The sequence below is a fragment of the Thermomonas aquatica genome (genome assembly GCF_006337105.1).
Taxonomy (GTDB): domain Bacteria; phylum Pseudomonadota; class Gammaproteobacteria; order Xanthomonadales; family Xanthomonadaceae; genus Thermomonas; species Thermomonas aquatica.
Genome location: NZ_CP040871.1, coordinates 1,721,272 through 1,746,289 on the forward strand (window position 1 = coordinate 1,721,272; position 25,018 = coordinate 1,746,289).

General features: G+C 69.8%; 22 protein-coding genes. 5 read left to right on the forward strand and 17 right to left on the reverse strand.

Annotated elements, in window-relative coordinates; translation table 11 throughout:
* Nucleotides 1-78 precede the first annotated feature (78 nt).
* The 3 genes from FHQ07_RS08195 (at nt 79) to FHQ07_RS08205 (ending at nt 3,102) form a co-directional block, all read left to right on the forward strand.
* Nucleotides 79-933 carry an undecaprenyl-diphosphate phosphatase gene (locus tag FHQ07_RS08195; protein ID WP_139716344.1) on the forward strand — a complete coding sequence of 285 codons (855 nt, stop codon included), beginning with the start codon at nt 79-81 and terminating at the stop codon, nt 931-933.
* A 68-nt stretch (nt 934-1,001) separates the two neighbouring features.
* Nucleotides 1,002-1,862, forward strand: a complete 861-nt coding sequence (locus FHQ07_RS08200; RefSeq protein ID WP_139716345.1) for an META and DUF4377 domain-containing protein — start codon at nt 1,002-1,004, stop codon at nt 1,860-1,862.
* A gap of 79 nt (nt 1,863-1,941) precedes the next feature.
* Nucleotides 1,942-3,102, forward strand: a complete 1,161-nt coding sequence (locus FHQ07_RS08205) for a serine hydrolase domain-containing protein (RefSeq protein ID WP_139716346.1) — start codon at nt 1,942-1,944, stop codon at nt 3,100-3,102.
* A gap of 10 nt (nt 3,103-3,112) precedes the next feature.
* Here FHQ07_RS08205 and FHQ07_RS08210 read toward each other — a convergent pair whose 3' ends face one another.
* The 10 genes from FHQ07_RS08210 to FHQ07_RS08255 form a co-directional block, all read right to left on the reverse strand.
* Nucleotides 3,113-3,712, reverse strand: coding sequence for a YbhB/YbcL family Raf kinase inhibitor-like protein (locus FHQ07_RS08210; protein ID WP_139716347.1), 600 nt, complete (start codon nt 3,710-3,712; stop codon nt 3,113-3,115).
* Nucleotides 3,713-3,754: 42 nt separating this feature from the next.
* Entirely contained in the window at nt 3,755-4,738 is a 984-nt protein-coding gene (locus tag FHQ07_RS08215; protein WP_139717961.1) for a YheT family hydrolase, read from the reverse strand.
* A gap of 13 nt (nt 4,739-4,751) precedes the next feature.
* Entirely contained in the window at nt 4,752-5,528 is a 777-nt protein-coding gene (locus tag FHQ07_RS08220) for a lysophospholipid acyltransferase family protein (RefSeq protein WP_139716348.1), read from the reverse strand.
* A gap of 47 nt (nt 5,529-5,575) precedes the next feature.
* On the reverse strand, nt 5,576-5,950 hold the full coding sequence (locus FHQ07_RS08225; RefSeq protein ID WP_240703596.1) for a hotdog fold thioesterase: 375 nt from the start codon (nt 5,948-5,950) through the stop codon (nt 5,576-5,578).
* Nucleotides 5,951-6,026: 76 nt separating this feature from the next.
* Nucleotides 6,027-6,641 (reverse strand): YkvA family protein, encoded by a 615-nt coding sequence (locus FHQ07_RS08230; protein ID WP_168191516.1) that lies wholly within the window; start codon nt 6,639-6,641, stop codon nt 6,027-6,029.
* Nucleotides 6,642-6,737: 96 nt separating this feature from the next.
* Nucleotides 6,738-8,660: a phospholipase D family protein gene (locus FHQ07_RS08235; RefSeq protein WP_139716351.1), complete on the reverse strand. Its 1,923-nt coding sequence runs from the start codon at nt 8,658-8,660 to the stop codon at nt 6,738-6,740.
* A 19-nt stretch (nt 8,661-8,679) separates the two neighbouring features.
* Nucleotides 8,680-9,153, reverse strand: coding sequence for a SixA phosphatase family protein (locus tag FHQ07_RS08240; protein WP_139716352.1), 474 nt, complete (start codon nt 9,151-9,153; stop codon nt 8,680-8,682).
* 22 nt (nt 9,154-9,175) lie between these two features.
* Nucleotides 9,176-9,805, reverse strand: a complete 630-nt coding sequence (locus FHQ07_RS08245; protein ID WP_139716353.1) for a ParA family protein — start codon at nt 9,803-9,805, stop codon at nt 9,176-9,178.
* Between the two features lie 60 nt (nt 9,806-9,865).
* The gene (locus FHQ07_RS08250; protein WP_240703597.1) at nt 9,866-12,784 is read right to left on the reverse strand and encodes an ATP-binding protein; all 2,919 of its coding nucleotides are present in this window, start codon (nt 12,782-12,784) and stop codon (nt 9,866-9,868) included.
* 7 nt (nt 12,785-12,791) lie between these two features.
* Nucleotides 12,792-13,988, reverse strand: a complete 1,197-nt coding sequence (locus FHQ07_RS08255) for an EAL domain-containing response regulator (RefSeq protein ID WP_139716355.1) — start codon at nt 13,986-13,988, stop codon at nt 12,792-12,794.
* 226 nt (nt 13,989-14,214) lie between these two features.
* Here FHQ07_RS08255 and FHQ07_RS08260 point away from each other — a divergent pair, with 226 nt between their 5' ends.
* Entirely contained in the window at nt 14,215-17,910 is a 3,696-nt protein-coding gene (locus FHQ07_RS08260) for an indolepyruvate ferredoxin oxidoreductase family protein (protein WP_139716356.1), read from the forward strand.
* Nucleotides 17,911-17,978: 68 nt separating this feature from the next.
* On the opposite strand, the gene FHQ07_RS08265 is transcribed toward FHQ07_RS08260, so the two are convergent.
* The 3 genes from FHQ07_RS08265 to FHQ07_RS08275 form a co-directional block, all read right to left on the reverse strand.
* Nucleotides 17,979-18,545 carry a hypothetical protein gene (locus FHQ07_RS08265; protein WP_139716357.1) on the reverse strand — a complete coding sequence of 189 codons (567 nt, stop codon included), beginning with the start codon at nt 18,543-18,545 and terminating at the stop codon, nt 17,979-17,981.
* A 68-nt stretch (nt 18,546-18,613) separates the two neighbouring features.
* The gene (locus FHQ07_RS08270; RefSeq protein ID WP_139716358.1) at nt 18,614-19,621 is read right to left on the reverse strand and encodes a helix-turn-helix transcriptional regulator; all 1,008 of its coding nucleotides are present in this window, start codon (nt 19,619-19,621) and stop codon (nt 18,614-18,616) included.
* Between the two features lie 96 nt (nt 19,622-19,717).
* The gene (locus tag FHQ07_RS08275; protein ID WP_139716359.1) at nt 19,718-21,610 is read right to left on the reverse strand and encodes a M61 family metallopeptidase; all 1,893 of its coding nucleotides are present in this window, start codon (nt 21,608-21,610) and stop codon (nt 19,718-19,720) included.
* 135 nt (nt 21,611-21,745) lie between these two features.
* On the opposite strand from FHQ07_RS08275, the gene FHQ07_RS14665 reads away from it, so the two are divergent.
* Nucleotides 21,746-22,039: an I78 family peptidase inhibitor gene (locus FHQ07_RS14665; protein WP_338419604.1), complete on the forward strand. Its 294-nt coding sequence runs from the start codon at nt 21,746-21,748 to the stop codon at nt 22,037-22,039.
* Nucleotides 22,040-22,045: 6 nt separating this feature from the next.
* Here the strand turns inward: FHQ07_RS14665 and FHQ07_RS08285 are convergent, their stop codons facing one another.
* From FHQ07_RS08285 to folE, 4 genes are all read right to left on the reverse strand, one after another.
* Nucleotides 22,046-22,282: a hypothetical protein gene (locus FHQ07_RS08285; RefSeq protein ID WP_139716361.1), complete on the reverse strand. Its 237-nt coding sequence runs from the start codon at nt 22,280-22,282 to the stop codon at nt 22,046-22,048.
* Nucleotides 22,283-22,371: 89 nt separating this feature from the next.
* Nucleotides 22,372-23,649 carry a TCR/Tet family MFS transporter gene (locus FHQ07_RS08290; protein ID WP_425476899.1) on the reverse strand — a complete coding sequence of 426 codons (1,278 nt, stop codon included), beginning with the start codon at nt 23,647-23,649 and terminating at the stop codon, nt 22,372-22,374.
* A gap of 40 nt (nt 23,650-23,689) precedes the next feature.
* A complete protein-coding gene (locus tag FHQ07_RS08295; protein ID WP_139716363.1) occupies nt 23,690-24,277 on the reverse strand; it encodes a DUF2239 family protein in 588 nt (195 codons plus the stop codon).
* Between the two features lie 58 nt (nt 24,278-24,335).
* Nucleotides 24,336-24,947: a GTP cyclohydrolase I FolE gene (gene folE / locus FHQ07_RS08300; RefSeq protein ID WP_139716364.1), complete on the reverse strand. Its 612-nt coding sequence runs from the start codon at nt 24,945-24,947 to the stop codon at nt 24,336-24,338.
* Nucleotides 24,948-25,018: the final 71 nt, after the last annotated feature.

A 25,018-nucleotide genomic window follows, 5' to 3' on the forward strand; every position in this document is an offset into this window, starting at 1 on the left:
ATTCATGATGGCATTTAGCACCGAAATGGCGATATTGCTTTGCGCTATCCTGCGCCGTCGCCCACACCGCGGTTCCGCATGAACGACCTGCTCGCCGCATTGCTGCTCGGCATCATCGAAGGCATCACCGAATTCCTGCCGATCTCCAGCACCGGCCACCTGCTGATCGCCGAACGCTGGCTGGGCCAGCGCAGCGACCTGTTCAACATCGCGATCCAGGCCGGCGCGATCCTCGCGGTGGTGCTGATCTACTGGAAGCGGCTGTGGGGCATGCTCACCGCGTTCCTCGGCCACGACGCGCCCGCCGCCTACGATCCGCTGGGCATCACCGCCACGCCCGCGCAATCGCGCGACTACGCCTTCAAGTTGCTGGCCGCGTTCGGCGTGACCGCGGTCGGCGGCCTGCTGGTGAAGAAGCTCGGCTGGGAGCTGCCGGACACGGTGCGGCCGATCGCCTGGGCGCTGATCGTCGGCGCGTTCTGGATGGTGGCCGCCGAACAGCTAGCGGCGCAACGCGCAGGCCGCGAAGGCGAACGCAGCGCGATCTCGTGGACCACGGCGATCCTGGTCGGCATCGCGCAGGTGGTCGCCGGGGTGTTCCCCGGCACCTCGCGCAGCGCGGCCGCGATCTTCGTCGCCCTGCTCGCCGGCACCACCAGCCGCGCCGCCGCCACCGAATTCGCGTTCGTGGTCGGCATCCCGACCATGTTCGCGGCGACCGGCTACGAACTGCTGTCGATGCTCAAGGACGGCGGCATCGGCAACGAGGACTGGAGCGCGCTCGGCATCGCGTTCGTCGCCTCAGCGCTCACCGCCTTCGCCGCGGTGAAGTGGTTGTTGCGCTACATCCAGAGCCATCGCTTCACCGCGTTCGCGGTGTACCGTCTGGCGCTCGGCATCGTCCTGCTGCTGTGGCTGCCGGCCGGCAGCTGAACCAAATCCCGCCTGCCCCGATCCAACGCGCGCGCAGCCGCATGCGCGCCTGACCAAAGGACTCCACGATGAAACGCCTGTTGCTGCTCGCCCTGCCGGCCTTGCTCGCCGGTTGCCCGAAACCGAAAACGGCCGACGAAACCGCAACCCCGCCCGCCAAGCCGGCCGAATCGGCCGCGCCCGCGGACGCTGCGGCCAGCCTGCCCAAGGTCGAGTTCAAGAACGCGGGCATGATCCGCACCGCGGGAACCCTGCCCAAGTACCAATGGCGGCTGGCGGCCGCCACCGACGCGAAGGGACATGCCATCGATGCCCTGCTGGTGCGTCCCGGACAGCCGGTCACGCTCGGTTTCAACGGCGGCAAGCTCGTCGTCGGCAATACCTGCAATGCGATGACCGGCGGCTACAGGCTGGACGGGAAAGGCATCACGATCGACAAGCTCGCCTCGACCATGAAGGCGTGCGCCGATCCGAAGCTGATGGCGCTGGACCAGGAAGTCGGCAAGCGGCTGCAGGGCGTGCTGGAACCGCGCCTGTCCAAGGGCGATGCCCGCCAGCTGCAATTGAAGACCGCGGCCGGCGACCTGCTGGTCTTCACCAGCGCGGAAACCGCCGCGAGCAAGTACGGCGCCGGCGAGCGCGTGTTCCTGGAAGTCGCGGCGCAGACCAAGCCCTGCAACCACCCGCTGATCCCGGGCAAGCAATGCCTGCAGGTGCGCGAACTGAAGTACGACGACAAGGGCCTGAAGTCCGGCACGCCCGGCGCGTTCGGGAACTTCTACGACGGCATCGAGGGCTATACCCACCAGGCCGGCGTGCGCAACGTGTTGCGGATCGACCGCTACACCCGCAAGGACGTCCCCGCGGACGCCTCCAGGTACGTCTACGTGCTGGACCAGGTGGTGGAGTCCGACGCCTCCGGGAAGTGATCCGGCCGGATGACCATCAGCACGGGCCGTCCGCCGGCGGCCCGTGCCATGTTGCCCCCATCCCCATGGAGTGCGCCACGTGGCCTTGACCCGTCGATCGGTATTGCTGGGCATCGCGGCGACGGGCGCCATCGGGTTCGGGCGCGGCGCGTTCGCCGCGGCCACCGCGGACGGCTTGCCGGAGACGCTGCAGCGCATCCTCGGGGATGCCATCGCGCAGGGCGCAGCGCCCGGGATGCAGGCGGCGGCATGGCGCGACGGCGCGCCGCTATGGTCGCAGGCGGCGGGCAGCGCCAACCTGGAAACGCGGACGCCGGCCACCGTCGACAGCCTGTTCCGCATCGGCTCGTTGACCAAGCAGTTCGCCGCCGTGCTGGCCGCGCTGCTGGCCGAGCAGGGCGTGCTGGCGCTGGATGCGCCGGCCTCGCGCTACCTGCCATTCCTGCGCGCGCAGCCGGCCTTCAGCGTGCGCGAGCTGATCCACCACACCGCCGGCCTGCATGCCGACGACGAGGGCGGCCCGCTGCCCGGCGCGTTCAGCCAGCGCCGGCTGGCCGAGGCGATCGCCGCGCAACCCGTCCTGTTCGATTTCCCGCCAGGCAGCGCGTGGCAGTACAGCAACGCCAACTACCACGTGCTGGGCGCGATCCTGGAGGAAGCGTCCGGGCAACCGCTGGCCGAATTGGCGCAGGCACGGCTGTTCGCGCCGCTCGGGCTGCGCACGCTGGCCTTCGACCGCAGCGCGCAGATCGTGTCCGGCCGCGTGTCCGGCTATGGCTTCGGCGATGGCGAGCCACCGACGCTGCAGAACGCGCCCGGCCTCGATATCGAACAGGCCGGCGCCGCGGGCGCGATGCGCGGCACCGCCGACGACCTCTGCCGCTGGCACGCGGCCTTGCTCGGCGGGCGCGTGCTGAAACCCGCCAGCCTGCGCGCGGTGTTGGCACCGGCGCGGCTGCGCGACGGCCGGCTTGCCAGCGCGCACCGCGCGCGCGCCGAGGATGCGCCGATGGGCGCGACCGAATACGGCTTCGGCCTGCTGCTGGACCGCGCCACCCGCGACGGCAGCCTGATCGTGCAGCACAACGGTTTCATCGCGGGCTTCTCCGGCTACCTCGCTACCCACGTGCCGAGCCGGCTGACCGTGGCCTGCCTGTGCAATGCCGATCCCAACCCGAACCTGCCGTTCCGCGCATTGCGGCGCGCGGTGTTCGCGGCGGTGCTGGCGCCGCCGCGCTGAAGCGGCGACGTCAACCGTTGAGGCTGTAGGTGCCGTAGGTGCTGGCTTCGGCCAGCACGTGGCCGTGCATCGCACGCAACACGTCGCCGGCGGTGAACGCGCCGGCGACGTCGAGCGCCGGCACGTCGAGGGCGAACAGGCGGAAGAAGTAGCGGTGCTCGCGCAGGTCGTGCGGCGGCGGGTACGGGCCGTCGTAGCCGAAGTACCGGCCGCTCATCTCCGCGTTCCCGGCGAACCAGCCGGTGTAGTCGTTCAGTCCGCGACGGCCGCCGGCATCGTGCCCCGGGCCCTTGCCGCCCTTGCTGATGCCATCGCTGCAACTACCGGCTTCGATCGAGCGCACGTCGGCGGGAATGTCGGCGACCGCCCAATGCACGAAATCCCCGCGCGGGTGCGCGACCGGGATCGGGGTGTCCGCGTCCGCGACCAGCGCGCCATCGGTGGGCGCGTCGGTGTCGATGCACAGCAGCGCGAACGAACGCGTGCCGGCCGGCGCCTCGTCCCAGGCCAGGTGCGGATTGCGGTTGCCGCCGAAGCCGCCGGGCGCGCCCATCGCGAATTCGGCCGGGATCCGGCCGCGGTGCTCGAAACTGTCGCTGCGGATCTTCATGCCGGGCTCCTGCGGACGATGCCGCGATTCTAAGCGCGGGCGCTACGACGCGGCGACGAGCCGCTGCGCCACCCAGCGTTCGGCATAGCCATCCAGCATCGCGCCTTCGATGAAACCGCAATGGCCGCCATGCGCGGCGAGCTCCACCTGCACGTTGGGGAAATCGACGATGCGCGCGAACTCGCCCACCGGGATCACCGGATCGTCGGCCGCCATCAGGATGTCGGCGGGGATCGGCAATGCGCGCAGGCGTTCGCCGGCCACCGAATAGCCCTCGAAGTAGTCGTCGAGGGTGGCGAAGTCGGTATGCCGCAGCACCATCCACTCGGTCAGCGCGCGCATGCGCAGCTGCAGCACGTCGTCGGCGAAGCCGTGCGCCTGCGGGAACAGCGCGCGCTTGCGCGCCAGCGAATGCCGCCACTTGCGCTCGAAGTAGCGCAGGTAGATCGGCAGGCCGGTTTCCATCGCATCCATGGTGCGCGCCGGATCCAGCAAGGGGCAGACCGCGAGCACGCGTTGCAGCGGCAGGCCGTGGCTGCGCGCACGCAGCGCCAGGCGCAGGGCGAAGTTGCCGCCCAGCGAATAGCCGGCGGCGAACAGCGGCCGGGTCGGCCAGCGCGCGGCGATCGCGCGCACCGCATCGACGATCTCGTCGATCCGGTTGGAGTGGAAGATGCCTTCGTTGAGGTGGTGGCTGTCGCCGTGGTCGCGGAAATTCAGCCGGAACACCGCGAAGCCGGCATCCAGCAGGCGCGCCGCGGTCAGCCGCATGTAGTTGGAATCGACGCTGCCTTCCCAACCGTGCAGCAGTACCACCAGCCCCCGCGGGTCGGCCCCGGGGCTGACGCTGTGCACGCCCTGCAGGCGCACGCCATTGCCGACATCGAGCACCACCGCGTCATGCGTTGCACCCAGCCGATGCAGGCGCCGGCGCGCGCGGAGCGCGCGCAACGGGCTGGAGGACAGCACCGATTGCACATGCGGGCTGCGCAGCCAGCGCGGCGGGGTGAACTCGCTGCGTTGCAGGCTCATCGCACGCTCACGCGGCGGCCATCGCCTGCTCGATGCGCGCGCGCGCCAGGGTGGCGATCCGGCGCCGGCCTTCGTGCTCGGCATGCAGGATCGGCTCCAGGAAGCAGACCGTCACCGGCCGCACCGGTTCGCCGAGCAGGCGCACGAAATTGCCCATGAAGCTCTCGCCCGGGGCGAAGGCGACGATGCTCTGCGCCTCGCAATGCGCGCCGAAGCACAGCGCCACCGGCTGCACCGGCGCATCGGCATCGACCGCGGCGGTGAAGATGCGCGCATGGAACGCGCCGAGTTCGCGGCCATCGCGGGTGCCGCCTTCGGGGAAGGCCGCCACCGCGTGGCCGTCGCGCAGGCGCGCGGACATCTCGGTCATCACGTCGGTCAGCGAATTCGGATTGCCGCGCTGCAGGAAGATGCTTTCGCCGGCCGTCGCCAGCCAGCCGATCAACGGCCAGCCGCGGATCTCCGCCTTGGCGATGAAACCCATCATGTGCTGCGAGTGCAGGGCGATGATGTCGACCCAGCTCAGGTGGTTGGCGACGAACATGGTGCCGCCGGGCAGCGGCGCGCCGACGCGGCGCACGCGCATGCCGAACACCCACAGCAGGCCGCCGGCCCACCAGCGGATCGCGGCATGGCCCACTTTCTTCCCGCCGATGGTGTCGATCGCGATCAGCAGCAGGGTGATCGGCAGGTGCACCAGCACATGCCAGGCGAGGATGGGCAGGCGGCAGAGCATGCGCAGGATGCGCAGCGGGGATCCGACGGCGGGGGACGTCGCGCTCATGGCCGAACCTTAGCGGAAGCGCGCTAGAGCGGTCAGCCTAGCCGCGCTCAGGCGCGGCCCGAGGCGGGCGGCTGCGGCAGCACCGAGAGGGTGATGCGGCTGATGCAGACCGGCTTGGCGGCCTCGTCCTCGATGCGGATTTCCCAGACCTGGGTGCTGCGGCCGAGATGGATCGGCCGCGCGGTGCCGGTGACGATGCCGCTGCGCACCGCGCGCAGGTGGTTGGCATTGATCTCCAGCCCGACCACCGCGTTGCCGCCGGCCATCAGCATGCCGGCGCTGCTGCCCAGGGTCTCGGCCAGCGCCACCGAGGCGCCGCCGTGCAGCAGGCCGTAGGGCTGGTGGGTGCGCGCGTCCACCGGCATGGTGGCGCGCAGGTAGCCGTCGCCGAGTTCGCTGAACACGATCCCCAGCGACTGCATCAGGGTGCCGGCCGAGCGCGCGTTCAACGCCTCGAGGCTGGCCTCCGGCGGCCAGGCGAACCCGCTGGCCAAGGCCTCAGCCGAACTTGAACACGCCCGGGCGCCAGCCGCGGACGTAGGAACCGCGGCTGTGCGCATAACCGCTGCTGCTGCCGTAGCCGCTGCCGAAGTCGCGCTCGCGGCGCTGGTGCATGCGGTCGAGCAGTTCCTCGCGGCGGCCGTCCAGCCAGTCGGTGCGGCCCAGGGTGGCCGGGTCGATGCCGCGGCGGCCGGCTTCGTGCGCGCGGAAATCGCAGAAGTCGTCGTAGGCGTCCAGCTCGTGCTTGAGCTCGCGCACCGACAGCTCGATCATCACCGCGTCGTCGAGGAAGCCCAGCACCTCGACATGGTCCGGGATCACGTCGTTCGGGTCGCAGAAGTAGGTCAGCGCGCCCAGCACCCGCTGCTTGTCGGCATCGGGCAGCGCCCAGGAGGCGTCGCGCACCATCGCGATCATGTCGTCCAGGCGCAGCAGGCGATCCTTGATGAAGTCCGGGATGTGCACCTTCTGCGCGTCGTCGAGCAGCGCCACCGATGCGGCGATGATCTCGTCCGCCGTCTTGCCCTCGGCCGCCTTCTTGGAGCGGTCCATCGCCGCGGTGAAGTGGGCGAGGTCGCGGTCGTTGAGCTCGAAGTTCAGGGTGATCGACATGGCGGGGATCCGGGCGCGCGGAAAGAGAACCGGAAGCCTAGGGCGCGGGCTGCTGCGCGTCAATTGGACGCAAGCCATGCGCGGATGCGGCCGGCATCACAGGATCGGCGATAGCCCCGAGCCGAACGCGGTGAACACGCGCACCCCCAGCCACTTCAGGCCCAGGTCCACTTCCGGGAAGTCGCCGACCGGCCTGTGGCAACGCCGGAAGTCCTCGTCGAACGGCGAGGGCGGCGGCGGCGGACAGTCCGGACCCGGGACGAATTCGTAGCTGGTCGCGTACTTCACCGGCCACAGGTCGAACACCGGCATCCGTTCCGACACCCGGGCCAGGGTGAATTCGATGCCGGGCAGCACCGGCGAGGAATCGCGGCGGCCGATCGTCCAGGCATTGCCCGGCGCCATGTCGCCGCGGATGCTGGCGGCCAGCGCCCGGGCGAAGGCGGGGTCGGCGATCACCACCGCGCTTTCGGTGTTGAGGCTGTCGCCGCGCGGGTCGAAGTTGTGGGTGCCGACCACCCCCACCCGCTCATCCACCACCATCGACTTGGCGTGCAGGCCCATGCGGATGCCGGCGCGCTGCAGCCGCACCGGCAGGCCGCCGGACGAGGCGAACGGCGAATTGCGCCCGGCCTCGCTGACCGGCGCGCTGCGCAGGCCGCGTTCGGCCAACCGGCGTTGGCGCAGGGTCGTGCGCCGCGGCACCGGCACGGCGACGGGCGCCTCGCCGAGGTCGGCGCCGAGCGGGCCGGCATCGAACGGGGCATCGGCCGGGAACGGCTTGAATTCGTGGATCTCGAAACCGAAGTCGCGCAGGTAGCGGCGCTTGTACTTGTACGAGACCGCATAGGCGAGGAAGGCGTCGGTCGCGGCCAGGCTGTTGGTCGAGACCCGTATCCGCGGCGGGTCCGCCTGCCGGTGCAGGCCGCGGAACAGGCGCTGCGCCGGTTTCGACAGCACCAGGTAGGGCGTCTGCAGCAGCACTTCGCTCTTCGCCGAGGCGATCAGTTGCTGCAGGGTGTTGCTGGCCTGCTCCGACTCCCGTCCCGCGCGGCCGCTGTGCTTGTCCGGCAGGTCGCCGATGAACTGCACGCCGGCCACCGGCAGCGCGGGCTCGACGAAGCGCGCGCGGATCAGCCCGGCATCGGCGCCCTGCGCCAGCAGCGCCTGCACCCGCTCCGGCTTGCGGTAGGGCTGGTGCGGCGGCGGCGGCACGCCGTGCTCGCGCAGGAGGCGGCCGACATCGCCCAGCCGCTCCGCCGGCACGCTCAGCGGCGACTGCCAGAACGCCTGGAAATGCGCGGCCATGTCGCCCGCCACCGGGCCCGCGACCAGCAGGTCGCGGTCGCGGAAGTTGTAGGCGGCGTCCCAGTCGTAATAGTCGTCCTGGTAGTTGCGCCCGCCGGTGATGCCGACCAGGTCGTCGACCAGCAGCAGCTTGTTGTGCATGCGCCGGTTGAGCTTGCCCCAGCAGCACGCCGCGGCGACCGCGTACATCGGCGTGGACAGGCGCGCGCGGTCCAGCACCGGGTTGTACACGCGCAGCTCGAAATTCGCGTGCACCGCCGCGAGCGCGGCCAGCGTCTCCACTTGCTTCAGCGCCGACAGCTGGTCCATCAGCACCCGCACCTTGACCCCGCGGAAGGCGGCGGCCTGCAGTTCGTCGAGCACCAGCTGCGCGGAATCGTCCTCGTCGAAGATGTAGGTCTGCAGGTCGATGCTGCGGCGGGCCGCGCGGATCAGGTTGATCCGCGCCAGCAGCGCATCCGGGCCGCGATCGAGGATCCGCGCGTAGTGCCGGGGCGCGTCCGCGCTGGATTCGGCCAGCGCGCGTTCGCCGAGTTCGCGCAACGGCGATGCCAGCGCGCAGGCGTCGGCCTGCGCGCAATCGACCTCGGTGCTGCGCGCCGCGATGGCGATCCGCGCCGCCTCGTCGCGTTGCGGCGGCGACAGGGTGGCGCAGCCGCCGAGCAGCAGTGCGGCCAGCGCGAGCAGCACGCGGCCGCGAATCGCCTTCATCCGTGCATGCCCTTGGAAATCAGGGCCACCAGAATTGGGTGAGGGTGGCGATGCCCGGTTCGATGTTGACGTCCACCGGCAGCCGCAGCACCGCGATCCCGCCCGGCGGCATGCCGCGGTAATCGCCGGTCTGGCCGCTGTGCATCAACGCGGCCAGTTGCTCCAGGCCGGGGTTGTGGCCGACCAGCAGCAGGCGTTCGGCATCGCGGTTGGCATCGGCCAGGGTGGCCAGGGTGCCGGGGCTGGCTTCGTAGATCGTGGCGTCCTCGTATATCTCGCCCTCGCCGATATCGCCCAGCGCGGCCAGCGTCTCGCGGGTGCGGGTCGCGTCCGAGCACAGCACGCGGTCGGGCCGCAGGCCGTGCTCGCGCAACCAGTCGCCGGCGGCCTGCGCTTCCGCGCGCCCGGTCGCGGACAGGCCGCGCGAATGGTCGTCCTGCCCGGCGGCAGCGGAATCGGCGTGGGCGTGGCGGAGCAGGATCAGTTCGCGCATCGGAAGTCCTTTCGATGATGGATCAATCTTTCTTCAGCCAGTGCAGCAACGGCACCCAGTCCGCCTGGTGCTCGCGCACCTGCGCCGAGTGGTAATCGAACAGGCTCTTGCCGAGGCCGGTGAGCACGACATAGGCCTGGCTGTCGCGCAGCTGCGCCACCAGCGGGAACGGCCAGCTGCGCAGGATTTCCAGCGCCTGCTGGCTGGCATTGGTATGCGGCTTCAACCGGTTCGCGACCAGGCCGACGCGCAGCTTGCCCTTGCGCACGCGCGGGTGCTTGCCCAGCGATTCGACGAAACGCACGGCGGCCTCGATGTCGAGCGCGGACGGCTGGATCGGCACGATCACCGCATCGGCGGTGTCGAGGAAATCCTCGAGCTCCTTCTCCATCGCCCCGGCCGGGGCATCCACCACCACCCGCTGGGTATCGTCCGGCAACTGCTTGCGCCAGGACTTGCGGGTGCCGTCCAGCGGCAACACCGCGCTGGCCATGTCGGCGCGGCGTTCGCACCAGCGGAACGCGGAGTGCTGCGGGTCGGCATCGACCAGTGCGGTGCGCAGGCCGGCGACCGCGGCTTCCGCCGCCAGATGGGTGGCGACCGTGGTCTTGCCCACGCCGCCCTTGGAACATGCGACCAGCCACGTCTTCATCGTGCGCTCCGCTGCAGGATGAGCGAAAGCGTACACGCGGCGGTCGCCGCCTGCATGGATTCAGGCCGGACGGCGTTGCGCCACGTCCAGCCGCAGGCGCTCGACGGCGGTGACCACGTCCACCGACAGCGGCAGCACGCTGGCCCAGTCGCCGCCGCGGCCCGCGGTTTCCAGCACCGCCGCGGCCTCGGCCAGTTCCAGCGCGCCGACCAGCCTGGCCGCGCCCTTGATCTTGTGCGCCTGCCGGGTCATGCCCTGCAGGTCGCCGCTGGTGCGCAAATGCTCGAGCAGGGCCAGGTCCTCGCCGGTGCTGGCCAGGAAATCGGCGAGCAGCAGGTGCGTTTCCGCCATGTCGCCGCCGGTCAGGTCGGCCAGCACGCTGATGTCCAGCGCCGGCGGATGCGCCAGCTGCGGCAGCCCGGCTTCCCTCGCGACCACCTGCGCATTGTTGGCGGCCTGGATCGACGCGCCCTGCGCCGCCGGCACCGGCTGGTTGGCCGCGGTATGCGGCAACCAGCGCTGCAGGCAGGCGCCCATGGTCGCCACCCCCACCGGCTTGGCCATGTAGTCGTCCATGCCGGCGTCCAGGCAGCGTTCCGCCTCGCCCTTCAGCGCGGATGCGGTCAGCGCCACGATCGGCACCCGCGGCAGCCCGCGCCGCGCTTCTTCCGCGCGGATCGTGCGCGCCAGCTGGTAGCCGTCCATGCGCGGCATGTGCACGTCGCTGAGCAGCAGTGCGTAGCGGCCGCTGCGCCAGCGCTCCAGGCCCTCGATGCCGTCGTCCGCGGTCTCCGAGGCATAGCCGGCCAGCGCCAGCTGGCGCTGGATGACCTGGCGATTGGTGGCGTGGTCGTCCACCAGCAGCACCAGGCTGCGTTCGCGCTCGGCCTCGGCCACCGTCGGCAGGCGCCGCGGATTGAACCCGGCGACCTGCTTGCCGGGGCCCAGCGCCTCCGGCAGCTCCTCCGGCGGGGCGCGATGGAACTTGACCGCCAGCCGCATGCTGGTGCCGACCCCGGGCACCGATTCCATTTCGACGTCGCCGCCCATCAGTTCGGCCAACCGGCGGCTGATCGCCAGGCCCAGGCCGGTCCCGCCGAAGCGGCGGGTGGTATCGACTTCGGCCTGCGAGAACGGCTGGAACAGCCGCGCCTGCGCCTGTTCGCTGACCCCGATGCCGGTGTCGGTGACCCGCAGCACCAGCGCATCGCTGCCCATCGCGCCATCGTCCGGATCGTGCCGGCGCAACTCCACCCCCGCGGTCACGCTGCCGCGCTCGGTGAACTTGATCGCGTTCGACAGGAAGTTGCCGATCACCTGGCGCACCCTCACCGGATCCGCATAGTGCGCGGGCGCGATGCGCGGGTCGATCTCGCAGGTCAGGGTCAGCCCCTTGCTCGAGGCCGAGCCGGCATAGTTCGCGACCACGCTGCGCATCAGCTCCGGCAGCGAGGTCGGGACCGGCTCGATCTCCATCCGCCCGGCTTCGATCTTCGAGAAATCGAGGATGTCGCCGATGATCCGCAGCAGGGTTTCCGCCGATGCCTGGATCACGTTGAGCGAACGCCGCTGCTCGCTGTCGAGCTCGGTGTGCGAGAGCACCTCGATCATGCCGGTGACGCCGATCATCGGCGTGCGGATCTCGTGGCTCATCGCGGCCAGGAACGCGCTCTTGGCGTGGTTGGCCTCGCGCGCGCGCGATTCGCTGTCGCGCAACGCGCGCTCCAGCCGCTTCAGCACCGACAGGTCGGTGGCGACCGCGAGCAGGCCGACCATCGCGCCGGTGTCGTCGCGCATCGCCGACAACGCCAGCAGCACCGGCAGGGTGCGCCCGCGCTGGTGGCGCAGCACGAATTCGCGCGGCGGCTCGCGGTGCTGGGCCATCGCGCGCAACGCGGTCCAGTCGGCGGCGACCGGCTGTCCGTAGGCTTCGCTCAGGTGGTGCGACAAGGCCTTCAGCGCCTCCGGATCGAGGATCGCGTCGAGTTTTTCGCGCCCGAGCAGCGAACCGGCCGGCCAACCCAGCATCTGCTCGGCGAACGGATTGACCTGCGAGAAGGTGCCGTCCTCGTCGACCGCGAAGATCGCGGTCTGCGCCGCCTCCAGCAGCAGGCGCTGGAAATGTTCGCGGCGCTCCAGCGCGATCCGCACGCGGTCGTTGCTGACCAGCTGGTCGGTGAGCTGGGTCTCGATCCGCTGCGCGTGGCTGCGCATGCGCAGGAAGCTGTCCAGCACCTCGCCCAGTTCGCCGGTGGGCCGGTAGCGCGGCTGCGCGGTGTAATCGTGCTGCACCATCCTGCGCGACAGCTCGAGCAGGCTCTCCACCCCGCGATAGCCGTTGCGCAGCACGCGCCGGCCGAACAGCGCCACCAGCAGGAAGCACGACAGGGACAGCGCGATGCGGGCGCGGCGGATCCAGGTGCCGCGGGTGATCTCGGCCTGCACCAGCGCGTCGGCGCGCAGCTGGCCGCGCGCGGCCACCGCCTGCAGGCGTTCGGCCAGCGGATCGATCGCCGGATACAGCTCGCCGTCGGCGAAGCGCCCGAGCGCGCGGATGTCCTTCGCCACCAGCGCGGCGCGCAGGCGCTCCACCGCGGCATCGGCGCGCGGGCGCGCCGACAGGGCCTGGACCAGCAGGGCGCGGTCGTCGCCGCTGAAATCGCTGGCCTGCAACGCGCGCCATTCGCTGTCGATGGTGGCGCGCGCGCGATCCACCGTCGCCAGCGCATCGCCCCAGTCGACCAGGTAATTGCGGGTGCGGAAGGTGGTGTTGACCACGTCCTGGCTGTAGGCATCGGACAGGCGGCGGATCCGGCGCATGCCGGCCAGCACGTCGTCCTTCATCGCCAGCATCGACCGCTGCGTGTAGTACTGGCCGACCTCGTCCAGCACCAGCACCAGCATGCCGGTGAGCAGGAACAGGCCGAACAGCCCCCACAGCTGGTGGCGGATGCCGAACTTCGACGGATCGAAGCGCATCACCGATTCAGTGCACCGGCCGCCGCCAACGGTTCATCACGGCCTGCAACTCGCTGCCCGGCACCGGCCGCCCGATCAGGTAGCCCTGGGCGATGTCGCAGCCGAGTTCGGCCAGCATCTGCCAGTCCTCGATGCTCTCCACGCCCTCGGCGACCGTGGTCAGGCCCAGCTTGCGCGCCAGGTCCAGGCTGGCCTCGACCACCGCGCGCTTGCGCGGCTGCGCATGCGCGCCGAACACGAAACCCTGGTCGATCTTGAGTTCGGTGAACGGGATCTGCGCCAGTTGCGCCAGCGAGGAATAGCCGGTGCCGAAGTCGTCGATCGACAGGCCGAAGCCCTTCAGCCGCAGCCGTGCCAGCAGGCCCAGGCCGCGCGCGGCATCCGACATCACCGAGCTCTCGGTGATCTCCAGGATCACTTCCTCGGGCTCGATGTCGTGGCTTTCCACGATCGCCTGGTAGCGGTCCGCCGCGGAGGGATCGGCCAGCGCCATCGCCGACACGTTCACCGACAGCTTCAGCCGGTGCCCGCCATGGTCCCAGCGCTGCTTCCACTTGCAGGCCTCGTCCAGCATGCGGTCGGTCAGCGCGTTGGCCAAGCCTTCGCGTTCCATCATCGGCACGAAATGGTTCGGCCGCACCAGGCTGCCGTCGGCACGCTCCCAGCGCGCCAGCGCCTCCACCCCGATCACCTTGCCGTTGGCGAACTCCACCTGCGGCTGGAACCAGGCGGTGATCTCGCCGTTGCGCAGCGCCTCGGTGAGCGCCTCCACCCCGAACTCGGCCACCGCATCGTCCGGTTCCTCGCCGGAGTGCTGGTCGAAGCGGTTGAGCGCCGCTTCCAGCTTGTCGCGGGTCAGCGGCTTCTCGACGCTGCCGAGCACGCGCAGGCCATAGGCGCGGGCCATGGTCTGCACGGTGTTGAGCAGGGCCGGATCCAGCGCGCTGACCACCACCACCGCGCGCGCCAGCCGCTCCTGCGCGATGTGGCCGATGCATTCGATGCCGTCCATGCCCGGCATGTCCAGGTCCACCAGCACCACGTCGGGCGGCGCCGCCTGCTGCCGCAACACCTCCAGCGCATGCAGGCCGTCGGCGCCTTCCAGCACCTTGTCCACGCCGAGTTCGGCAAGCAGGCGCACCGCGATCCGGCGCTGGAAGCCGTGATCCTCCACCACCATCACCTGCAGTTCCTTCAAGGCCATGCGGCGCTCCCCAGCGCGTCGGCGAAAGCCAAGCCTACCCCAGCCGCGCGATGCCCGTGCAAGTGATCCCGCCAACGGCGCTTTCCGGCGGCGGCTGGGCGGCCGACCGGAGGTGTTGGCCAAGTGCGGGCCATCCGCCGGGCGACCCGCACCCGGCTGCTAAAATGTCGAGTCTTTGCTCGAACGCCGCCCCCGCGGCGTTTTTCGCCTGTCCGGAACCCCCGCCATGACCAGCACCGCCGAACTCTCCTCGCCCTCGTCGGCGAACACCGCCCTGACCCGCAGCGTGGTCGACCCCGACTACACGCTGGAGGACAAGTACCGCCGCACCCAGGGCCGCATCTACCTGAGCGGCGTGCAGGCGCTGGTGCGCCTGCCGCTGATGCAGAAGCTGCGCGACGAACGCGCCGGGCTGAACACCGCCGGCTTCATCAGCGGCTACCGCGGTTCGCCGCTGGGCGGCTTCGACCTGGAGCTGTGGCGGGCATCGAGGCACCTGGAAGCCGCGAAGGTGAAGTTCACCCCCGGCCTCAACGAGGACCTCGGCGCGACCATGGTCTGGGGCACCCAGCAGCCCGGCCTGTTCCCCGGCGCCACCGTCGATGGCGTGTTCGGCATGTGGTACGGCAAGGGCCCGGGCGTGGACCGCTGCGGCGACGTGTTCAAGCACGCCAACGCCGCCGGCACCTCGCGCAACGGCGGCGTGCTGGCGCTGGCCGCCGACGACCACAACTGCCGCAGCTCCACCTTGCCGCACGGCAGCGAACACGAATTCGTCAGCGCGATGATGCCGGTGCTCAACCCGGCCGGCGTGCAGGACATCCTCGACATGGGCCTGCTGGGCTGGGCGATGTCGCGCTTCACCGGGCGCTGGGTCGGCTTCAAGACCATCGCGGAAACGGTGGAATCCTCGGCCTCGGTCGATGTCGATCCGTTCGCCATGCAGATCGTGCTGCCGGGCGATGCCGACTTCGAGATGCCGGCAGGCGGCCTCAATATCCGCTGGCCGGACCCGCCGCTGGACCAGGAGATGCGCCTGCATCGCTACGCAGTGAAGGCCGCGCAGGCGTTCGCGCGTGCCAACGGCATTGACCGCATCGTGATCGACTCGCCGAACGCGCGGCTCGGCATCGTCACCACCGGCAAGTCGTATCTCGACGTGCTGCAGGCGCTGGAATACCTCGGCCTCGATGACACCGCCTGCCGCGACCTCGGCATCCGCGTGTACAAGGTCGGCATGACCTGGCCGCTGGAGCCGCAGGGCATTCGCGCCTTCGCGCGCGGGCTGGAAGACATTCTCGTCGTCGAGGAAAAGCATTCCTTCATCGAATCGCAGATCAAGGAACTGTTCTACAACTTCGACGGCCAGCGCCCGAGCATCGTCGGCAAGTACGACGAAGCCGGCGAATGGATCCTGCCGTCCACCGGCGAACTCACACCGGCCCGCATCGCCGGGGTGATGGCCAAGCGCATCCAGCGCTTCCACGACAGCGAGCACATCCGCGATGTGCTGCGCTGGATGGAAAACAAGGAAGGCGAACTCGCGCTGCCGCGCGCCAACTTCCCGCGCGTGCCGCACTACTGTTCGGGCTGCCCGCACAACACCTCGACGAAGGTGCCGGAAGGTTCGCGCGCGCAGGGCGGCATCGGGTGCCATTACATGGTGACCTGGATGGACCGCAGCACCGACACCTTCACCCACATGGGCGGCGAAGGCGTCACGTGGGCGGGGCAAGCGGCGTTCACCGACACCCCGCACATCTTCCAGAACCTCGGCGACGGCACCTATTTCCACAGCGGTTCGCTGGCGATCCGCCAGAACATCGCCGCCGGCGTCAACATCACCTACAAGATCCTCTACAACGACGCGGTGGCGATGACCGGCGGCCAGCCGGTGGACGGCACCCTGACCGTGCCGCAGATCGCCCACCAGATGCGCAGCGAAGGCGTGCAGACGATCGCGCTGGTCAGCGACGACATCGACAAGTGGACCGATCCCTCGATCTTCCCGAGCGGCGTGACGTTCCACGACCGCCGCGACCTCGATGCCGTGCAGAAGACGCTGCGCGAGGTGAAGGGCGTCTCGATCCTGATCTACGACCAGACCTGCGCCACCGAGAAGCGCCGCCGCCGCAAGCGCGGCAAGATCGTCGACCCGCAGAAGCGCGTGGTGGTCAATTCGCTGGTCTGCGAAGGCTGCGGCGATTGCGGGCAGAAGAGCTTCTGCGTCAGCGTGCTGCCGAAGGACACCGAGTTCGGCCGCAAGCGCGAGATCGACCAGAGCAACTGCAACAAGGACTACAGCTGCGTCGAGGGCTTCTGCCCGAGCTTCGTCACCGTGCACGGCGGCAAGCCGCGCAAGGGCAAGAAGGCGAATGCGGCGGATCGCTTGAACTCGCTGCCGGCACCGCAGATCCGCAGCGACCTGTCGCAGCCGTGGAACATCCTGATCACCGGCGTCGGCGGTACCGGCGTGGTGACCATCGGCGCGCTGCTCGGCATGGCGGGGCACCTGGAAGGCAAGGGTTCCAGCGTGCTGGATCAAACGGGTCTCGCGCAGAAGGGCGGCGCGGTGACCACGCATATCCGCATCGCCAAGTCGCCGGCCGACATCCACGCCGTGCGCATCGCCGCCGGCGAAGCCGACCTGGTGCTGGGCTGCGACATGGTGGTGGTCAACGACTACTGGGTGCTGTCGAAGATCCGCCCCGAGCGCAGCACTGTGGTGATGAACACCTACGAGGCGATGCCGGGCACCTTCACCACCCGCCCGGACATGCAGTTCCCCGCCGCCGACATCGTCAAGGCGGTGAGCACCGCGCTGGGCGGCGAGGCGCCGCTGCAGATCGACGCGACGCATATCGCAACGGCGCTCATGGGCGATGCCATCGCCGCGAATCTGTTCATGCTCGGCTACGCCTGGCAGCAGGGACTGGTGCCGATCAGCTTCGAGGCGCTGATGCGCGCGATCGAACTCAACGGCGCCGCGGTCGAGATGAACAAGACCGCGTTCGCCTGGGGCCGCTTGGCCGTGGTCGATCTGCCCGCGGTGATCGACGCCGCCGGCATCGTGCGCAATGCACCGACGAACGCCGAGCGCACCGCGTTGCCGCTGCCGATGCTGGGCGCCACCAACAACGACGCCGGCGAATCCGGCCTGACCCCGTTCACCGCCGACCTGCGCAGCGAGGACGAACTGCGCCATGTGCCCGCCAGCAACGGCGGCGAAGTCGCGTTCCTGCCGCTGGACGATGCGCGCCTGTCGCGTTCGCTGGACGAGGTGATCGCGCGCCGCGTCGCCTTCCTCACCGCGTACCAGAACGCGAAGTACGCGAAGCGCTATTCCGACTTCGTGGCCAAGGTGCGCGCGGTGGAAAGCGCGAAGGCGCCGGGCAGCACCGACCTGTCGGAAGCCGTGGCCCGCTATTTCTTCAAGCTGATGGCCTACAAGGACGAGTACGAAGTGGCGCGCCTGTACACCAGCGGCGACTTCAAGCGCCGGCTGGAACAGCAGTTCGAGGGCGACTACAAGTTGAAGTTCCACCTCGCGCCGCCGCTGTTCGCCAGGAAGAACGCGCAAGGCCAGCTGCAGAAGAAGGAATACGGCAGCTGGATGCTGGGTGCGTTCGGCGTGCTGGCCAAGCTGCGCGGCCTGCGCGGCACCCCGCTCGACGTGTTCGGCTACACCGCCGAACGCCGCGGCGAGCGCGCGCTGATCGGCGAGTACGAAAAGACCATCGCCCTGCTGCTCAACAAGCTCGACGGCGGCAACGTCGACCTGGCCGCCGACATCGCCAGCATCCCGGAGCACATCCGCGGCTACGGCCACGTCAAGGAAGCGCACCTGCACAAGGCCAAGGCACGCGAGGCGGAGCTGCTGAAGGAATGGGACAACCCGCTGCGGGTGGTGCAGGCGGCCTGAGCCCGCCGTCCCCCGGCACGAGGCCAACCGGGAGACCCGCGCAGGCGGGCGTCCCGGTTGGCGAGGCTTCAGGCGCGCGTCCAGTCCATGAACCAGGTATCGGCCCAGGTCGTGCCGCCGTCGCGCGAATAGCCCTGGAACCAGCGGCACGACGTCCCGGTGATGCGATCCCACACGCCGCGGTAAATGACGCGGGTCTCGCCATCCATGTCCTGCGAGGTGAAGGTGCCGACGCCGTCCACGAACCCGCCCGACTGCCCGGGCACGGCGACCACGCCCGATTTCGCGTTGACCCAGTGATCGGACCAGACCTGCTTCTCGACGTCGAGCAGGCGCAGCCCCATCCCGGAAAATCCGCGCGCGGGAATCCGCAACTCCTCGATGCTGGCGATGCCCTGCAGGATGCCGACCACGGTGGCCTCGCCCGGGAATTCGATCCACTCGCCCTTCTCGAGCATGCGGTTGTGGATCCGCCATTCGCCGCTGAGGAAATCGAAGTCGCCGGGTTTGCCGCGCAGCGGCGGCTGGATGTCGGCGGCCGATGCCGGTTCCGCACCGGCGAAGCCCACCGCCAGCCCGGCCATGGCGGATTTGAGCAGGGTGCGGCGCTGCAGGTCGTCGGGTGCGATGCCCATGGGATGTGCTCCGGATGCGCGGCGATCCGCGTCAGCGCAGGCTGCGCCGCGATACCTGACAGGCAGCGTCAGCTTTTCCGGCGGGCGGCGGATTTTCGCGGCAGGCGGGCGGGCGCCGCGTAGCAGCGGGCGATATCGCGCAGGCGCAGTGCGACCGCATCGACCAATGCGGCCGGCGCGACCACCACGACATCCGGCGCCAGCGGCAGCAATTGCGCGGCCGCCTGGGCCACCGTTTCGGTCGGGATGGCGACGCGCACGCGGCCATCGGCGCTCGCCGGTCGCCGTGCACCCGCCACCGCGCGCGCGACGGCCGCGCCGAGCCTGGCCAGTTCGCGCAAGCCGGCCGCTGTCGCCAATACGGTGGCCTTGCCGGCATAGAGCTCGCGTTCGAAGCGCTGCATGGCATCGGCCCAGTAGGCGGCCAGGTCGAAGCGGCGCGGGCGCTCGCTGCGCGCGTCCAGCACCTGCAGCGCGCGGATGTTGGCGATGCGGTAGGTGCGCGGCGCGCCTTCGACGCTGGCGACGAGGTACCAGACGCCGGCTTTCAGCACCAGGCCCAGCGGATGCAGGGTGCGCCGGATCCTGCCACGCCAGCTTTCGTAATCGACCTGCAGCTGGCGCGCCGCCCACACCGCCGACGCGACGTCCGCCAGGCATGGGGTGGGTTCGGCTTCGCGATACCAGTCCAGGGTGTCGAGGTGGAAGCGCGACTGCAGGCGCAGCGCATCGCCGCGCTGCGGCGCCGGCAGGGCCGCCAGCAATTTCAGTTGCGCATCGGCCACTTCCTGGCCAAGCCCGAGTTGCGCGGCAGGTCCCGCCAAGCCGCTCATGAACACGGCCTGCGCTTCCGCGGCGGTGAAGCCGGTGAGGCGTGTGGCCCATCCCTCCATCAGGCGGAAGCCGCCATTGCGCCCGCGCTCGGCATAGATCGGCACGCCCGCGGCGGCGAGCTGGTCGACGTCGCGATACAGCGTGCGCACCGACACCTCCAGCGCATCGGCCAGCGCCCGCGCGCTCATGCGCCCGCGGGTTTCCAGCAGCATCTGGATCGTCAGCAGGCGGCTGGTGCGCACGGCATGGCCCTGCTTGCGGGATTGCCGCCATTCAATGGCAGCAATCCACGGCGCGCAAGCCGGGGCGGCGAGCGGACTCGCAGCCGGCGCGTGCGCTTACTTCCTCGCGGTGAGGATCGGCGTCAGGTAATCCGGCTTGCCCTGGATGCGCTCCAGCGCCGGATAGCGCAAGCCGCCGTGGTAGTCGATGCTCACCGTGCGATAGCGGTTGAACTCCTTGAGCAGCAACCGGATCGGCGCCTTGTCGGTCTTGGCGGCCTTGACCGCATCCTTCAGCGCATCGTCCGAATACTCGACGTCGTTGACCGCGGCCACGCTCATCCCGCTGCCGATGCCTGCGTTGAACGCCGGGCTGTCCCACAACACGGTGGACACCTTGCCGTCCTTGCCCAGGCTCAGGCCCAGCGAATAGACGTAGTCGCCATCGCCGTTGCCGCGCGATTGGCCATTGGGCTTGTCCTTGTAGACCAGTTTCCAGCCGCTGGCCTCGATGCCGCCGACCAGGCCGGTCTTGCCGTCCAGGCGGTCGCGCAGGAAGGTCTTCCAGTCGTGCGCGTACACGCTGTTGAGGGTGGCGACCACGTCATCGAACGAGTAGGTATTCGGCGTCCGCCACTTGCCGTCGTCGACGCCGAAGAACGCCTTGGCGAAATCGTCCAGCGACTTCCTGTTGCCGGTGTTGCTGCGGATCAGCACGTCCGCTTCCAGCCAGATCATCTGCCCGGCGCGGTAGTAGTCCTCGCTGAGCTGGTAGCTGGTATAGGGCTTGGGCTTGCGCGAGGCGATCACCGGGTCGTAGGTGGTGTCCTGGATGCTGCGCCAGGCCAGGCCGGGACGGCCCTGGGCATAGGTCGCGGCGACATTCGAGAGTTCGTCGCGGCCGAGCTCGATCGAACGCAGGCCGGAGCGCGCGGTCAGCACGTTGCCCCAGTACTGGGTCTGGCCTTCGTAGACCCACATCAGGCTGTCGTCGAGCGGGGTGTTGAGGTCGGCCACGCCCTGCCCGTCGGGGCGACGGTACTTGCCGTTCCACGAATGGGTGTACTCGTGGCCGAGCAGGTCGTCGCTGCCCTTCTTCTTGTCCCAGTCGCTGAAGTAGCCGAGGTCCTGGCCGTTCTCGCTGGAGCGCTGGTGCTCGAGGCCGTTGCCGGCCATCTGGTTGGACAGCGAGAGCAGGAAGTCGTAGTGGTCGTAGTGCTGGGCGCCGTACAGCTTCACCGCCTGCCGCACCAGTTCGCGATGCTGGGCGATGTGCTCGTCCTTGGTCTCCAGGTACTTCGCGTCGTCGGCGACCACGTTGAGGCGCACCGGCACCTTGGCACCCGGGGCCAGATCGATCTGCTTGTAGTACTTGCCGGCATACACCGGCGAGTCGGCGAGGATCTCCAGCGGCACGCGCTTGTAGACCACGGTGTCGCCCTCGCGGCGCTCGACGTCGAGCGCGGTGCCGGCCTGCCAGCCTGCGGGGTACTTCACGCGCGGGTCGAACTGCACCTGGTTCTGCGCGTAACCCGCCGGATACAGCAGCACCGCGTTCCACTGCAGGTTGAGCATGCTCGGCGTCATCACCACCCGGCCCTGCGCGCCGTCGGTCGGCGTGAGGTAGTCGTACTGCGCCAGCAGCGAGCTCACCCCGTCCGGGATGTCGAGGTGGAAGGCGTACACATTCAGCGGATCGCGCTTCCACGCCAGGCGCTGCCCGTTGGCGGTGAACACCAAGCCTGCGATCTTGTCGATCGGCCCGCGCGGCGCATGGTTGCCCGGCAGCCACTGCGGATACAGCAGCACCAGGTGCCCGGCCTGCACCGGGATGGTCTGCCTGACCCGGAAGATGCGCTGGCCGAGGTTGCTGGCATCCACCTCCACCGCGATCGCGCCCGGCGCGTACGGCACGTCGCGCGCGGCCGGGATCGGCGGCAACGCCTGCTGCGCGGAGGCAGCGCCGGCGAGCAGCAGGGACAGGGCGAGGGGCAACAGGCGACGGCGCATCGTGCGGTTCCGGGCTATGGAGGTGATCCCGCATGCTAGCGGCCACGAACGCCACGCCCCCATGCCGGAAGCCATGGGCGTATCGTTCAGCCCGCTTGCGGCATGTTCATCCCGTCACACTCCGAGGAATCCGCCATGTCCAGGTCCATGCTCGCGTTGCTGCCCGCCGTCCTGCTGGCCGCCTGCGCCGCCACGCCGCCAACCGGCAGCGCCCCGACAGCCGCCGGCCAATGCAATGCCGATGCCGCGCAGAAGCACCTCGGCCATGCCGCCAGTGCGGCGATGGTCGAAGCCGCGCGCAAGGACGCCGGCGCCGACAGCGTGCGCACGCTCAAGCCGGGCCAGATGGTGACCATGGAATACCTGGCCGGCCGCCTGAACCTCTATCTCGACGACGCCGGCAAGATCGAACGCATCGGCTGCGGCTGACCGGCCTCAGCTGCGGTCGTCGATGCCCTGCACGCCGGACCGCCTCGCGCAGTGCGCGCAGCAGTACATGGTGCCGGCGTGCTCGGCGCCATGGCCGATCACCTTGCAGCCGCAATGCGCACAGACCGGCGCCAGCGCGTGGATCGCGCATTCGAGGGAATCGAAGGCCAGGCTCTTGCCTTCGAAGGTATGCACGGTGAACGACTTGTCGTAGTCGTTGCCGCAGGTCACGCAGACGGCCATCGCGGCACTCCTTGCCTGGGGAATGCCGCGAGTTTGGCGCCGCCGATGATCGGCGCCGGTGAGCCCCGCGTGAAGCGGGCGTTAGCCGCTCAGTCGGTCTCCGCCAGCGCCGCGCCAGCCGGCGCGTCCGGCGCCGGCAGGTGCGCGGCATCGGTGAAGCGCCAGGCGACGAAGGCCGCGATCGCCAGCATCATCGCGGCGATCAGGAACGCCACCCCGGGCAGGTGCAGCGGCGCATGCGGGCCGATGAAGAAGCCGAACGCACCGGCGAACACCGCCGGCGCGAAGATCCCGGCCAGCGAGACCAGGCTGCTCATCGAGCCCTGGATGCGGCCCTGCGCATCCGCCGGGACTTGCCGCGTGATCAGGGCCTGCGTCGCCGGCGCGGCGATCGCCCACAACGCGCTGATCGGCAGGCCGAGCATGAACATCCAGCCGCTGCCGGCCAGGCCGTAGATCAGGAACCCCAGCGTGCCGCAAGCCAGGCCGAACATCAGCGCGCGGCGCTCGCCCAGCGCCTTCACCAGCCGCCCCACCAGCAGCACGTTGACGATCACGCTGAGCACGCCGACCACCGACAGCACGTAGCCGGCCTGCTTCTCCTTCCAGCCGTAGGCGGCGTCGGCGAACAGCACGAAGGTGCTCGGGTACACGTAGTGGGCGAAGTTGGCGATGAACACCACCGCCACCAGGCCCCAGATCTGCGGATACAGGCGCAGCATCTTCACCCCGCCCATCGGCTTGGCGTGCGCCCAGTCGAAGCGCGGCGTGCGCTTGTCCTTCGCCAGCGATTCCGGCAGCACGAACAGGCCGTAGCAGAAATTGAGCAGGGCCAGCCCGGCCGCGAACCAGAACGGCAGGCGGTGGTTGATGTCGCCCAGCACGCCGCCGATCAGCGGGCCGACGATGAAGCCCAGCCCGAACGCGGCGCCGATCATGCCGAAGCTCTTGGCGCGCTGCTCCGGCGCGGTGACGTCGGCGATGTAGGCATTGGCGGTGGTGAAGCTGGCCGAGGTCATCGCGCTGATGATGCGGCCGACGAACAGCCAGGCCAGGTTCGGCGCCAGCGCCATGAAGATGAAGTCCAGGCCCAGGCCGAGGCAGGACACCAGGATCACCGGGCGGCGGCCGTAGCGATCCGCCAGCGCGCCCTGGATCGGCGCGCTGAAGAACTGCACCAGCGAGAACGCGAAGGCGAACGCACCGGTCCAGTACGCCGCGGTCGAGGTATCGCCGCCGACGAACTGCTGCACCAGGTGCGGCAGCACCGGGATGATCACCCCGAACGCCAGCACGTCGATCAGCACGGTGATGAAGATGAAGGCCAGCGCGGCCTTGCGGGCGCCGTGGGCGAGCGGTGCGTTCACGTGGGGAATCCCGTGTTGTTCTTGTTGTCGAGGGGGCGGGTCAGTGGTGGAACGCATCGGCGGCGAGCAGCGCGGCATGTTCGCGCACATCGTCCGGCCATGTCGCGCTGTGTTCCTCGAACCTGCCGATGTCGCCGGCGAACAGCGCGCGCGCGGCGTCTTCGTAACCCGCCTCGTTGCCGGCCAATGCCTGCATGAACCGGTAGGCGGCTTCCTGCGCGGCGCGGCGGCGGTCGTCGTCCGCCGACACCTTGCGCGCATCCTCGACCAACTTGCGCAGCGCCACCGAGGCGCCTCCCGGCTGCGCCGCCAGCCAATCCCAGTGCCGCGGCAGCAGGGTGACCTCGCGCGCGACCACGCCCAGCTTCGGCCGTCCCGGGCCACGCGGCGCCGGCTTGCCGGGGTCGGCCGGGCCGGCGATGGCCGGTTCCGCGAGCCGTTTCAGCAAATCGGCGGCCGGCAATTCCAGCGGCAGTTCGACCACCCGCCCGCTGGCGTCCTCGAACACCAGCACCGGCTTGCCGGCATCGAAGGCCTGCTTGGCCTTCAGCGCGACGTGGCGCAACTCGCCACTGGCGATGCGGCTGGGCCCGGCGAAGGCAGTGCAGCGCAACGAGGGATGGGACATGGTCACGCCTCCGAACGAGGCGCGAATATTATCCGGGCTAAATTAACCCGTCAATCGCTCAGCGACCCGGGCCCACGTCGATGAACTGCAGGAATTCGGCGCGGGTGCGCGCATCGTCGCGGAAGCTGCCGAGCATCTTCGACGTCACCATCGACACCCCGCGCTTGTGGATGCCGCGGGTGGTCATGCATTCGTGCGCGCCCTCCACCACCACGCCCACCCCGCGCGGCTGCAGCGCGCGCTGGATGCAGTTGGCGATCTGCGCGGTCATCTTTTCCTGCACCTGGAAGCGGCGTGCGTAGGCCTCGACCACCCGCGCCAGCTTGCTGATGCCGACCACCTTGCCGGCCGGCAGGTAGCCGATGTGGACCTTGCCGATGATCGGCGCCATGTGGTGCTCGCAATGGCTTTCGTAGTCGATGTCGCGCAGCACGATCATCTCGTCGTAGCCGCACACCTCCTCGAAGGTGCGCGCCATGTAGTCGTCCGGATCCAGGGTGTAGCCGCTGAACCAGTCCTCGTAGGCCTTGGCGACGCGCTTGGGCGTGTCCAGCAGGCCTTCGCGGGTCGGGTCGTCGCCGGACCAGCGCAGCAGCGTGCGCACCGCGTCCTCCGCCTGCTGGCGGGTGACGTCGTGGCGGCTGTCGTCGCGATTGTTGTCGTCGGACATGGCGGCTCCGGGGCGGATGGCAGGCGCGCATGGTAACGCGCCCAATGAGGAAGGCCGCCTTGCGGCGGCCT